Origin of the sequence: Micromonospora sp. RL09-050-HVF-A (assembly GCF_019374995.1) — a bacterium.
Classification (GTDB): domain Bacteria; phylum Actinomycetota; class Actinomycetes; order Mycobacteriales; family Micromonosporaceae; genus Micromonospora; species Micromonospora antibiotica.
In genome coordinates this window covers 1,759,932-1,772,115 of sequence record NZ_JAGKQP010000002.1, presented here as the reverse complement: position 1 = coordinate 1,772,115, position 12,184 = coordinate 1,759,932, and the positions used below count along the sequence as shown (strand labels likewise).

Here is a 12,184-nt window from a genome sequence, read left to right as displayed (position 1 = left end):
CCCACTGACATCCGCACCCACCGACGTCCGTACCCCACCGACGTCCGCGATCCCAGGAGGATCCGATGCCGCACATCAACATCAAGTTCTTTCCGGTCGACCTGCACCGGGACACCGAGCAGCAACTGGTCGACGAGTTGACCGAGGCGGTCACCACCGCGTTCGGGTGCAGCCCGAACGTGGTGTCCATCGCCCTGGAGCCGGTGGAGGAGCAGCGCTGGCAGGCGCAGGTCTACCAACCGGAGATCGTCGAACGGCAGCACCTGCTGCGCAAGGTGCCGAACTACTGACGCCCCGGCCCCTGGAGGAGGTGGAGACCGCCATGGCGCAGCCGAACCGTACCCTCGCACCGAGACCGCTACCCAGCATCGCCGACGGCATCGACGACCTCGTCGGCAACACACCGCTGCTGCGGTTGCCCGTCGCGCACGGGGCACCCGGCGTCGAAGTGCTGGCCAAGCTGGAGTGCGCCAACCCGGCCGCGAGCGTGAAGGACCGCGCGGCGCTCTACATGCTCCGCGCGGCGGAGGCCGACGGCCGGCTGCGCCCCGGCGGTGTCGTCGTGGAGGCGACGTCGGGCAACACCGGCATCGCGTTGGCCGCCCTGTGTGCGGCGCGCGGGCACCACTGCATCATCGTGTTGCCGGACAACGCCACCCCGGAGCGGATCGGCCTGCTGCGGCGCTTCGGTGCCGACGTGGTGCTGACCCCGCGCGAGGCGCGCTACCAGGGGGCCGTGGACAAGGCCGAGGAGATCTGCGCGATGACGCCGGGCGCGTGGTTCGTCCGGCAGCACGACAACGACGACAACCCCCGGGCCCACCGGGAGACCACCGGCCCGGAGATCTGGGCCGACACCGGCGGCCGGGTCGACGTCCTGGTCTGCGGGGTCGGCACCGGCGGCACGCTCAGCGGCACCGCCGGCTATCTCAAGGAGCGCAACCCCGCGCTGCGGGCGGTCGCGGTCGAGCCGGCGGGCTCGCCGCTGTTGTCCGGGGGTACGCCGGGCACCCACGCCATTCCCGGTTTCAACGGTGGGTTCGTCGCCCCCACCACCGATCTGAGCCTGATCGACGAGGTGGTGACCGTCACCGACGACGAGGCGGCCGAGACGAGCAGCTGGCTGGCCCGGCGGGTGGGGGTGCTCGCCGGGGTGTCCTCGGGGCGGCGACGCACGTCGCGCTGCGGGTGGCCCGGCGACGCGACAGCGTCGACAGACGGATCGTGGTCATCCTCCCCGACACCGGGGAGCGCTACCTGAGCATGTGGTCGGAGCGTCCGTGAGACGCCCGAGGATTGGAGAGGAACTCCCGTGAGGACACTGCTTCTCGTCGGTGGCGTCGACGACACCCTCGTCGCGGCGAAGGAACTCGGTCTGCGGGTGCTCCTGCTCCAGCACCCCACCAAGATCACCGATCGGCAGCGGCGGCTGGCCGACGTCGCCGAGGTGCTCGACTACACCGACTGGACCCTGACCGCGCCGGTGGTGACCCGGCTGCACCAGCAGTGGCGCATCGACCAGGTGGTCTCGCTGACCGAGCCGGGCCTGGACGTCGCGGCCCGCGCCCGTGACCTGCTCGGCCTGGACGGCACCACCTACCCGGTGTCCCGCCGGTTCCGCGACAAACTGGCCATGCGCCGCCACCTGGTCCGCCGCGACGCCGACGCGGTCGCGGCGACACCGCTGCACGACTTCGACGACCTGGGCGCCTTCGGCGCACGCCACGGATACCCGTTCGTGGTGAAACCGACCGCCGCCACCGCAAGCATCGGGGTGTTCCGGGTCGACGACCCGTCCGGGCACGAGGCCGTCTGGGAGCAGGTGTGCCGGCTGCGGGGGACCCGCACCGACCGGGTGTCGACCCTGCTGGTGCTCGACGACTTCCTGATGGAGGAGTACGTCCACGGTCGGGAGTTCAGCGTCGAGACGTTCAGCTTCGCCGGCCGGCACGTGGTCGTCACCGTCACCGAGAAGATGACCGACCCGGCTCACTTCGCCGAACTCGGCCACGCCGTGCCGGCCCGGCTCACCGAGGACGCCTGGGACCGGGTCGGCGAGTGCGTCGGCACGTTCCTCGACCACCTGGGGTTCACCGACGGGCCCTGCCACACCGAGGTCCGCCTCAGTGGCACCCGGGCCCGCATCATCGAGGGCCACCACCGCTACGGCGGGGACGCGATCCCCGAGCTGGTGCGGGCGGTCTACGGCATCGACCTGGACCGGCTCGCCGTCGGGTGGCCGTTCCGCCTGGTCGACGCGCTGCCGGACAGCCCCGCACCCCGGGGTGGCGGCTGCGTACGGGCCATCGTCGGTCCACCCGGCCGGGTGCTGTCCGTCGAGGGGGTCGAGGAGGCGCTGCGCCAACCCGACGTCCTGGCGGTACGGATCAGCGCCCGCCCCGGCGACGAGGTACGTCCCCTGCGGGACAACTGGGACCGGCTCGGGCTGGTCGCCGTCACCGGGCCCACCGCGACCGCCGCCGCCGCCCGGGGTGCCCAGGTCATCGACGAGTTCATCCGGATCCGGATCGTCGACGACCGGGGCGGGGAACACCTCGCCCGGGTCGCCGAGGTGGCTCAGGTGTCCGGGGCGGTGGCCTGACATGAGCGTGCTGATCCTGCACCGCAATCCGTTGGAGCCGTTCCCGTACCGGGACTGGCTCGCCGACCACGACCAGCCGGTGGTGGTGCTCGCCGCCCGCGACAAGATCGAGTCCTTCGGTGAGCAGGTCCCCACCGACACCCTGGGCCTGGCCCACCTCGAGGTGCTCGACCACTACGACCGGGACGTGGCGGACCGGGCCATCGCGCTGGCCGAGCGCTACCGGCCCCGGCACGTCGTCGCCCTGCACGAGGCGGACCTGGAACTCGCCGCCGACCTGCGGGGGCGCTGGGGGCTGCCCGGTCCCCGACCGGCGGACATCCGGCCGTTCCGCGACAAGCTGCTGATGAAGCAGCAGGCGGCGGCGGCCGGCATCGAGGTGGCCCCGTACGCCCTGGCGGCCACGGCGGCGCAGGTGTCGGACTTCGCCGCCGAGCACGGGTACCCGGTCGTGTTGAAGCACCGGGCCGGCTACAACTCCATCGGGTTGCGTATCGTCCGGTCACCCGGGCAGCTGCGGACCCACCTGGACGAGCTGTACCGGGGCGGCAGCCGCGACGACATCATCGTCGAGCGGTTCGTGCCCGGGAGGATGTGCCACGTCGACGGGTTCGTCCGGGCCGGTCGGACCGCCGTGGCCTGGCCCTCGCAGTACCAGTACGACCTCGCCTCGTTCGGCAGCGACCCGGGCCCGCGCGTCGACGTGACGCTCGACCCGGACGACCCGCTCACCGGGCGGCTGCTCGATCTGGTCGACCGGGTGCTGGCCGCCCTCACCCGCCGCCCCGGTGGGCTCACCGACCATGCCTTCCACGCCGAGGTGTTCCACACCCCCGACGACCGGTTGGTGCTCTGCGAGATCGCCTGCCGCAGCGGCGGGGCGAAGATCCGCGAGGTGTTCGAGGTGATGTTCGGCGTCAACCTGGCGGAGGCGGAGCTGCGTACCCACCTCGGGTTGCCCGTCCCCGCCGTCGACCGGCTCGCCGGCGGCGTCCGGCCGCGTCCGCGCAGCATGTCCGGTCAGGTGCTGATGATGAAGCGTCCCGGGCTGGTCCGCACGGTGCCCACCCCGCCGACGGAGCCCTGGGTGCGCCGGTTCTGGTGCTGGGCGCGACCCGGGCAGGTGATCCCACCGGCCGCCGGGTCGGCCGACTTCCTGACCGCCGCCATCGCCGTCGCCCCGACCCGGGTCGAGTGTGAGGCGCGGCTGCGCCGGCTCGGCGACCGGGTCGCCGCGCAGATCCAGATCGGGGAGCCGTCGTGACGACCCGGGGTGTCCAGGGCCGGTACATGGCCGCGATGGTGATCGACGCCACCGGCAGCGGCATGTACCTGCCGCTGTCGCTGATCTACTTCCAGCACAGCACCGGCCTGTCCGTGGGGCGGGTCGGCGCGATCGTCAGCGCGGCGGCGGTGCTCGGCCTGATCGCCAATCCGCTGACCGGGGTGCTCGTCGACCGGTTCGGCGCGCGGGCCGTCGTGGTGGGCGGTTACCTGCTGCGGGCCGCCGCCTTCGCCTGTTACCCACTGGTCGACTCGGCGGGGCCGCTGTTCCTGGCCGTGCTGGTGGTGGCGTTCGGCGACGTGTCGTTCTCCCCGTCAGTGCATTCGCTGGTCGCCGAGATCGCCACGGGCAGCGCCCGGGACAAACTCATCGCCGCGCAACGCAGCCTGCGCAACGCCGGCCTCGGCGCGGGTGGCCTGCTCGCGGGGGCCGCCCTCACCGTCCGGGCCGACCGGGCGTTCACCGTGATCGTGCTGACCGCCGCGGTGGCCTTCACCGTCGCGGCCGGGCTGATCCGCGCGATCCCCGTCCAGGGCGGTCGACCCGATGCCACCGCCCCGGCCGCGGCGGCCCGCCGGGGTTACCGGCTGGTGGCCCGCAACCGGCCGTTCCTCGCCCTCACCCTGCTCAACGTGCCGACCGCGTTCGGTTACATGGTGTTGTCGGTGAGCCTGCCCGTCTACGTGACCCTGCACCTGGGGCAGCCGGCCTCGCTCGTCGGCGCGCTCTACGCGGTGAACACCATCGGCATCGCGGTGGCGCAGATCCCCGTCACCCGGGCGCTGACCCGGTTCCGCCGGTCCCGGGCCGTGGCGGCCGGCGCCGGCATCTTCGGGTTGTCGTTCGTGTCGTTCGCGGTGCTCGGGGCGACGGCCGGAGGTGCGGTCCTGCTGGCGGGCGTCTTCGCCGCGACCGGGCTGTTCACCGTCGGGGAACTCCTGCACGGGGCGACCGCGTCGGCGTTGGTGGTCAACGCCGCCCCCGCGCAGACCCGGGGTCGGCACCTGGCCGTCTACCAGCTGTCCTGGGCGGTGCCGGGCGCGTTGGCGCCGGCGGTGCTGACCGGTTTGCTGTCGCTGTCGCCGACCGGCATGTGGCTGGTGCTGGCGGTGGGTGTGGTGGTCGCCGCCGTCGGCGTGTTGCGCCTCGAACCCCACCTGCCGCCGGAGGCGCTCCGACCGCAGCCGGCACCGGCGCAGGAGGCCCCACCGCCCACCACCACCGACCCCGACGGGGGCTCCACCGAAACCGACCCCGGGGATGGCCGTGCTGCCGCCGGGCTCGTACGAGTCAGGGAGAAGAACTGATGGGAGTTGCCAGCTGGGTGGTGCTCACCGGCGACGATCCCCGGCACGCGCCACCGCAGGCCGCCGGGCAGTGCGGCTGGGTGAGTCAGATCGCGCCGCTGATCACCGAGTTCACCCACCCCGGGGACCTGGTGTTCGACCCGTTCGCCGGGTGGGGGACCAGCCTGGTGGCGGCCTCGGTCACCGGTCGGCGGGGCATCGGCCTGGAGATATCCCCGGACCGGGCCGCGCAGGCGTCGCGCCGGCTGGGGGCGTACCCGCAGCAGGTGATGATCTGCGGTGACGCCCGCCGGCCCCCGGTGCCCGACCGCAGCGTCGACTTCGTCGTCACCGACCTGCCCTACTTCGGCACCGCGCTCGACACCGACTCCCCGGTCGACGGTCAGTTCTATGCGCTGCGCGACTACTCCGCCTACCTGACCGCTCTCGACCATGCCTTCCACGCGCTGGCCCGGGTCCTCAAGCGGGGCGCGTACGCGGTGGTCGCGGTGCAGAACCGGCGGGTCGCCGACCGGTTCGTGCCGTTGGCGTGGGACGTCGGCCGGGTGCTCGGGGGTCACCTCACCCTCGGCGACGAACGCATCCACCTGTATCCGCGCCCGGTCACCGGGGGAGACCCGCTGGTCAACAACCGGGCCCACGAATATCTGCTCGTCGCGCAGAAGCGGTAGTCGACGGCTCAGCCGGTGCCCACGCCCAGGGCGCGCTTGTCCGGCTTGCCACTCGGCCCCACCGGGACCCGGTCGATCACCTCGACCGTCGTCGGGACGGCGGCTGCGCCCAGGGTCGCCGCGACCCGGTCGCGTAGCCGGCCGACGTCCAACGGGCACCCGGTGGCCGGCACCACGTACGCGTGCACCGCCTCGCCGGTGACGTCGTCGGGACGGCTGACGACGTACGCCTCGGCGACGGCGGGGTCGGCGGCGAGCACCCGTTCGATCGGGCCGGCGTACACCAGGTTGGCGTTGACGATGATGACGTCCCGGACCCGGCCGGACAGGTGCAGGTAGCCGTCGGCGTCCAACCGGGCCAGGTCGCGGGTGCGCACCCACCCGTCGGTGAACACCTCGGCGGTCTCGGCCGGGTCCGCCCAGTAGGCGCTGGCCTGCGCCGGGGTCCGGACGAAGAGTTCACCCTCGGCGGCAGGTCGGCCGGTGGCGTCGCGGATGGACAGGTCGACCACGTCGGGCGCGCGCCCGACCGAGGCGAGCCGGCCCGGGTCGGCCAGCAGCTCGGTCGGGGTGACCATCGCGATCATGCCGGTCTCGGTCTGCCCGTAGCCGTGGAAGACCACCGGCCCGAGCACGTCGAGCGCCTCGGCGAGCCGGGACGCGGTGAGCGGCGAACCGGACACCACGAGCGCCCGCAGGCTGCTCAGGTCGACCGGGTCGGTGCGCTGGTCGCGGACGAGCTGGTGCAGCTTGCCGACGGTGATCACGCTCGCGGTGGCCCGGTGCCGGGTGATCATGCCGGGGAAGCCCGGCGGGCGGGCGGCGACCAGGGTGCCCCCGGCAGCGAGGGTGAGGATGCCGTACTCCAGCATCACCTGGCTGCTCAGTGAACCGAAGACCAGGTAGCGGCCCAGCCGGGGCGCGAGGTCGGCGATCGCCGCCGGCCACCGTTCGGGGTACGCCGCCCAGGCCGCGCCCATCGCCGCGTACGTCTGGGCGCAGCCCTTGGGGTTGCCGGTGCTGCCGCTGGTCCAGGTGATCCGGGCGATGTCGGCGGGCCGGCCGGCGGCGACCAGCGGGCTGCCGTCGTCGGGGGTCCGCGCCAGCGCGGCGAGCCGGGTGTCGTCGACGAGCAGCGCGTCGTCGCTGGCGAGCAGCCGGTCGAGTTGTGCCGGCGTCAGCTCGGGCCGGATGCCGGAGACCCGGGCGCCGACGGTGAACGCGGCGAGGACACCGGCGAGCGCCTCCGGGGTGACCCCGATCCGCAACGCCACCGCCCGACCCGGCCCGATGCCGGCGGCGCGCAGTCCGCTGGCGGTCCGCCGGACCAGGTCCGCCAGCTCGGCCGCGCCGACGATCCGGTCGCCGTCTTCGAAGACCGGCCGGTCGCCACCGGTGGTGAGCAACCGCAGCACGGGCTGCGGCCACCGCTCGTCACCGGCGGCGACCGTGCCGGAACCGGCCCGGTCGCGGTCCGCCGACCCGCGACCGGCCCGGTCGTGCCCGCCGTGGTGGCCGGGCTCCGTCGCGCGGTGGTCGGCGTGCTGGTGCTCCGCCGCGCGACGGCCGTCGTTGTGGTGCTCAGCCGCGCGGCGGTCGGCGTGCTGGTGCTCCGCCGCGCGACGGCCGTCGTTGTGGTGCTCAGCCGGCATCGGACAGGACGCCCTTGAGGAACAGCGCCAGGGGCTGCTGGTGCACGCCGGGCAGGTCCCAGTTGTTCTCCAGGTTCTCGGCGAGGTGGTGGGTGGCGACGAGCTGCCCGCCCCGGTGCACCCGGACGACGGGGTGCAGGTAGCTGGCGTCGTGGGCGCGTTCGGCGTCGTTCTCGGCGATCCGGGGGACGGTGATGTCGAACGGGTCGACCTGGTCGTGGTCCGGGCCGTACTCCAGGGTGGTCACCACGGCGAACGGCTCGGCCCCCAGGCCACCGTCGTGCAGGTGGGCCACCGGCACCTCCTCGTGGTAGCGCGCGACGCCGTCGGCGATGACGACGACGTCGCCGAGGACGGTGAACTGCTGCCACAGCGCGGAGGTGCGGTTGATCCGGGCGATGATCGCGTCGGTGATCGCTTCCGGGGTGGCGTCCAGGGTGGTGGCCGGCCACGGCGTGCCGTGGTGCCGGGCGGCGAGCATCCGGTGCAGGGCGCGTACGCCGTACCGGAAGCCGTGGATGAAGCCGTTGGTGGAGCGCTTGAAGTCGCGCTGCTGGGTGAGGGTGCCGGCGAAGTACAGACCGGGCACGTTCACCGACTCGAAGCTGGAGGTCTGCTCGGGGAAGCGGTCGTTGACGGCCAGCCGGGGTCGCGCCGACGGGTCGAAGATGCTGGCGTCGAAGCGGAAGCCGGTGCACAGGATGACCCGGTCGTAGTCGAGTTGCCGGATCGACTCGCGGGTGCGGGCGTACCGGAAGTCGATGCGGTAGCCGCCGTCGTCGCGGCGGGCGATCCGCTCGACGGTGCCGTCGAGCACCGCGTTCTGCGACTTGAGCTGGTAGGTGTCGAGGAAGTTGTTGTTGACCGCACGCAGGTGCCCGACGTAGTGCGTCTGCCAGGCCAGCCGGATCGAGTGCGGGCCGGCGACGTGGATGACGGCGGCGGTCTCGACCAGGGCGTCGGCGGTCTCGAAGGCCGAGTTGCCCTTGCCGATGATCAGGACCCGCTGGTTGGTGAAGTCGTCCGGGTCGACGCTGACGGTGTCGTAGCGTTCGGCGAGGTCGACGCCCTCGATCGGCGGCACGTACAGCTGGGAGACGCCGGTGGCGACGACGACCCGGCGGGCGGTCAGGGTGTCGGCGTCGGTCTGAACGGTGAACAGGTCGCCGTCGCGGGCGATCCGGGTGACCCGGGTGTCGTACCGGACCCGCAGCCCCTGCGCGAAGGCGGCCAGGTAGCGCACCATGTCGTCGGCGTCGGGGAAGTAGCGCCGGCTGAAGTTGCGGAACAGCAGCGCCGGGTCGTCGGTGAGCAGCGAGTTCCAGTCGGAGCGCAGGTTGAACTCCGGATCGTCGGAACCGGTCCAGACCTTGTTGATCGAGATCAGCTGCCGGTGCCGGGGATAACGGGCGAAGAACGCCCCCGGCGTCGGCCCGGCCTCCAGCACCAGGTGGTCACGGCCGTCGCGCTCCAGCAGGGCGGCGAGCTGGAGCCCGGCCGGCCCGGCTCCGATGATCAGGTAGTCGAGCGTCATGCGGCGCACCGTATCGGCCCGATTTCAAAGCGTTCTGAGATTTCGTCTCTAGGGTCCCGTCGCATGACGACAGAGGTAGATCTCGCGGCCCCGCTGCGGATCGCCGACCTGAGCGCCGCCCGGGACCCGGTCCGGGTCGTGGTCGGGCCGCAGGTCCGCGACCGGGTCACGCACACCCGCATCTTCCTGTCCGAGGTGCTCGGTGAGGATCGCGCGGTGTACGGCAGCACCACCGGTTTCGGTGCCCTCGTCGGGTACGCCGGCCGGGCCGACCTGCGCGACCAGGCCGACAACACCCTCGCCCACCTCGGCGCGGGCCACGGCCCCGACCTCGCCCCCGGGATCGTCCGGGCGACGGTGCTGGTGCGAGCCTGGTCGCTGGCCCAGGGCGCGTCGGGGGTGTCCCCGCACGTGGTCGACGCGTTGGCGGCGATGCTCGGCACCAGCTTCGTGCCGGCGGTGCCGCGGTGGGGTTCGGTCGGCGCGAGTGGCGACCTGATCCCGTTGGGGGCGGTGGCCCAGGCGCTGCGCGGTCGCGGCCACGCCTACCTCGACGGGGTACGCCTGCCGGCGGCCGAGGCGTTGCAACGGGCGGGTCTGGAGCCGTTGCCGCTGGACGGTCGGGACGCGCTCGCCCTGGTCAACGGCACCTCGCTGACCACTGCGGCGACGGCCTTGGCGTTGTCCGCCGTGCGGGCAGCGCACCGGGCGGTGCAGGTGCTCACCTGCTTGCTGGCCGACCTGCTCGGCGCCGATCCGCAGTTCCTCGACGCCCGGCTGCTGCGCGCGTACGGCCATCCGGGCGCGATCGACGTGGGCGTGCGGATGCGGCGGGTCAGCGACGGGCTGGTCCCGTCGGGCAAGCGCCCGTTGCAGGAGCCGTACAGCATCCGGTGTGCGCCGCAGCTGCTCGGCGCGGCCGAGGACGCGCTGCGCCACGTCGATGCCGTGGTCACCGCCGACCTGGGCAGCGTCAGCGACAACCCGCTGTTCTTTCCCGACGACGATCTCGTGGTGCACGGCGGCAACTTCTTCGGCCAGCCGGCCGCGTTCGCCGCCGACCTGCTGTCGATGGTGGTGGCGCAGGTCGGCAACCTCGCCGAGCGGCAACTCGACCTGCTCGTCGACCCGCACCGCAACGGTGGCCTGCCGCCGATGCTGGCCGCCGGCCCGGGGCAGCAGCACGGGCTCCAGGGGGTGCAGTTGGCCTCGACCGCGCTGATCGCCGAGATCCGCCGGGACGCCATGCCGGCGAGCATGCAGAGCCTGCCGACCAACCTGCACAACCAGGACGTCATCCCGCTCGGCACCCAGGCCGCCCTGCGGGTCTGGGACCAGGCCGGGCTGCTCCGGCTGATCGTCGGGTCGCTCGCGTTGGGGCTGCGACAGGCCGCGTACGTGGGTGCCCGGACGCCCACCGCGCCGGGCTGCGGCGAAGCGCTGGCGGCGTTGGTGGAGGCGATCCCCCCGGTGGATCCGGACCGGCCGCTCGACGGTGACGTGCGGCGGGCCGCCGACGTCATGGACACGCTCGAACTTCCGTTGACCCCTCTCACCCTGGATGGCCGTCGTGACGCTTGACTATCTGATCATCGGGGCCGGGCCGGCCGGCCTGCAACTGGCGGCCCTGCTGGAGGCCGACGGCCGGCGCGACTACCTGGTGCTGGAGGGCGCGGACATCCCGGGCGCGTTCTTCGCCACCTATCCCCGGCACCGGCAACTGATCTCCATCAACAAGCCGCACACCGGCTCCGACGACCCGGAGTTCAACCTGCGGCTGGACTGGAACTCGCTGCTCACCGACGATCCGGCGCTGCGGTTCACCACGTACACCGAGCGGTACTTCCCGGACGCCGACGTGATGGTCCGTTACCTGGCGGACTTCGCCGCGAAGACCGGGGTCAAGGTGCGTTACGGCAGCCGGGTGACTTCGGTGTCCAAGGTGGACGGCGTCTTCGAGGTGCACGCCGGGGAGACCTTTCGGGCCCGGCGGGTGGTCGTCGCCACCGGGGTGTCCCGGCCGTACCTGCCGGACATCCCGGGGCTGGAGCTGGCCGAACAGTACGCGGACATGCCCGTCGACCCGCGTGACTACCTCGACCAGAAGGTGCTGATCATCGGCAAGGGCAACTCCGCCTTCGAGACCGCGGACAGCCTGATGGAGACCACCACGCTGATCCACCTGGCCGGCCCGAGTTCGGTGCGGTTGGCCTGGCGCACCCACTACGTCGGGCACCTGCGCGCGGTGAACAACAACTTCCTCGACACCTACCAGCTCAAGTCGGCCAACGCGATCCTGGACGGCACCGTCCGGCAGATCACCCGCGACGCCGACGGCTACCTGGTGACGTTCGCGTTCTCCCGGGCCGACGAGGTCACCAAGGAACTGCGCTACGACCGGGTGCTCGCCTGCACCGGGTTCGCGTTCGACGCGTCGATCTTCGACGAGTCCTGCCGGCCGGAGCTGGCGATCCGGGACCGTTTCCCGGCGCAGACCCCGGCGTGGGAGTCGGTCAACGTCCCCGGCCTGTACTTCGCCGGCACCATCACCCAGGAACGGGACTTCAAGCGTTCCACCAACGGTTTCATCCACGGTTTCCGCTACGCCGTACGGGCCCTGCACAAGATCCTCGAACGGCGGTACGCGGATGCGCCGTGGCCGGCGGAGAAGCTGGACGCCACCGGTGCGGCGATCACCGACGCGATCATCGCCCGGGTCAACCGCACCTCCGCGCTGTGGCAGCAGTTCGACGTCCTCGCCGACGTGGTCACCGTCGCCGACGCCGACGCGCGTTACCACGAGGAGGTGCCGGTGGCGTACTTCGCCGAGGCCGGTCTGCGTACCGTCGACCACGACTACTCCGACGCTTTCGTGGTCACCCTGGAGTACGGCCCGGAGCACGACCAGGTGGACCCGTTCGACGTGACGGTGAAACGGGTGGCCCAGGATGTCGTCGGTCAGGCCCACGACGCGGCATACCTGCATCCGGTGGTGCGCCACCACCGGGCGGGGCAGGTCGTCGCGACCCACCACCTGGCGGAGAACCTGGAGAACCGGTGGGACCGGCCGCAGGTGCACGTGACACCGTTGGCCGCGTTCGTCGACCGTTGCCTGCGCAGGGCCGGGGACTGA

General features: G+C 72.6%; 10 protein-coding genes. 8 read left to right on the top strand and 2 right to left on the bottom strand.

The window, feature by feature from the left end; all coding sequences use genetic code 11:
* Nucleotides 1–65 precede the first annotated feature (65 nt).
* The 6 genes from J7462_RS07915 to J7462_RS07890 are packed head-to-tail and all read left to right on the top strand — an operon-like array spanning nucleotide 66 to nucleotide 5,865.
* A complete protein-coding gene (locus J7462_RS07915) occupies nucleotides 66–290 on the top strand; it encodes a tautomerase family protein (RefSeq protein WP_088647261.1) in 225 nt (74 codons plus the stop codon).
* Nucleotides 291–322: 32 nt separating this feature from the next.
* A complete protein-coding gene (locus J7462_RS07910; protein ID WP_255597634.1) occupies nucleotides 323–1,261 on the top strand; it encodes a PLP-dependent cysteine synthase family protein in 939 nt (312 codons plus the stop codon).
* A 51-nt stretch (nucleotides 1,262–1,312) separates the two neighbouring features.
* Nucleotides 1,313–2,602, top strand: coding sequence for an ATP-grasp domain-containing protein (locus J7462_RS07905; RefSeq protein WP_219463093.1), 1,290 nt, complete (start codon nucleotides 1,313–1,315; stop codon nucleotides 2,600–2,602).
* A gap of 1 nt (nucleotide 2,603) precedes the next feature.
* Nucleotides 2,604–3,866 carry an ATP-grasp domain-containing protein gene (locus tag J7462_RS07900; protein ID WP_219463091.1) on the top strand — a complete coding sequence of 421 codons (1,263 nt, stop codon included), beginning with the start codon at nucleotides 2,604–2,606 and terminating at the stop codon, nucleotides 3,864–3,866.
* Nucleotides 3,863–5,194, top strand: a complete 1,332-nt coding sequence (locus J7462_RS07895) for an MFS transporter (RefSeq protein ID WP_219463089.1) — start codon at nucleotides 3,863–3,865, stop codon at nucleotides 5,192–5,194. Before J7462_RS07900 ends, J7462_RS07895 begins: the two co-directional genes overlap by 4 nt.
* A complete protein-coding gene (locus J7462_RS07890) occupies nucleotides 5,194–5,865 on the top strand; it encodes a TRM11 family methyltransferase (RefSeq protein ID WP_208570038.1) in 672 nt (223 codons plus the stop codon). Before J7462_RS07895 ends, J7462_RS07890 begins: the two co-directional genes overlap by 1 nt.
* 8 nt (nucleotides 5,866–5,873) lie before the next feature.
* Here J7462_RS07890 and J7462_RS07885 read toward each other — a convergent pair whose 3' ends face one another.
* Together J7462_RS07885 and J7462_RS07880 are read right to left on the bottom strand one after the other, a co-directional pair.
* Nucleotides 5,874–7,517 carry a class I adenylate-forming enzyme family protein gene (locus tag J7462_RS07885; protein ID WP_219463088.1) on the bottom strand — a complete coding sequence of 548 codons (1,644 nt, stop codon included), beginning with the start codon at nucleotides 7,515–7,517 and terminating at the stop codon, nucleotides 5,874–5,876.
* Nucleotides 7,507–9,051, bottom strand: a complete 1,545-nt coding sequence (locus J7462_RS07880) for an NAD(P)-binding domain-containing protein (RefSeq protein ID WP_219463086.1) — start codon at nucleotides 9,049–9,051, stop codon at nucleotides 7,507–7,509. The genes J7462_RS07885 and J7462_RS07880 overlap by 11 nt, the downstream gene beginning before the upstream one ends.
* A gap of 63 nt (nucleotides 9,052–9,114) precedes the next feature.
* Here J7462_RS07880 and J7462_RS07875 point away from each other — a divergent pair, with 63 nt between their 5' ends.
* Nucleotides 9,115–10,632, top strand: a complete 1,518-nt coding sequence (locus tag J7462_RS07875; RefSeq protein WP_219463084.1) for an aromatic amino acid ammonia-lyase — start codon at nucleotides 9,115–9,117, stop codon at nucleotides 10,630–10,632.
* Nucleotides 10,622–12,184: an FAD-dependent oxidoreductase gene (locus J7462_RS07870; protein WP_374197507.1), complete on the top strand. Its 1,563-nt coding sequence runs from the start codon at nucleotides 10,622–10,624 to the stop codon at nucleotides 12,182–12,184. Before J7462_RS07875 ends, J7462_RS07870 begins: the two co-directional genes overlap by 11 nt.

Bases quoted from the DNA above. Each gene is read 5' to 3' on its own strand.
- J7462_RS07875 (WP_219463084.1), top strand. From the start codon at position 9,115: ATGACGACAGAGGTAGATCTCGCGGCCCCGCTGCGGATCGCCGACCTG.
- J7462_RS07915 (WP_088647261.1), top strand. From the start codon at position 66: ATGCCGCACATCAACATCAAGTTCTTTCCGGTCGACCTGCACCGGGAC.
- J7462_RS07900 (WP_219463091.1), top strand. From the start codon at position 2,604: ATGAGCGTGCTGATCCTGCACCGCAATCCGTTGGAGCCGTTCCCGTAC.
- J7462_RS07885 (WP_219463088.1), bottom strand. From the start codon at position 7,517: ATGCCGGCTGAGCACCACAACGACGGCCGTCGCGCGGCGGAGCACCAG.
- J7462_RS07910 (WP_255597634.1), top strand. From the start codon at position 323: ATGGCGCAGCCGAACCGTACCCTCGCACCGAGACCGCTACCCAGCATC.
- J7462_RS07890 (WP_208570038.1), top strand. From the start codon at position 5,194: ATGGGAGTTGCCAGCTGGGTGGTGCTCACCGGCGACGATCCCCGGCAC.
- J7462_RS07880 (WP_219463086.1), bottom strand. From the start codon at position 9,051: ATGACGCTCGACTACCTGATCATCGGAGCCGGGCCGGCCGGGCTCCAG.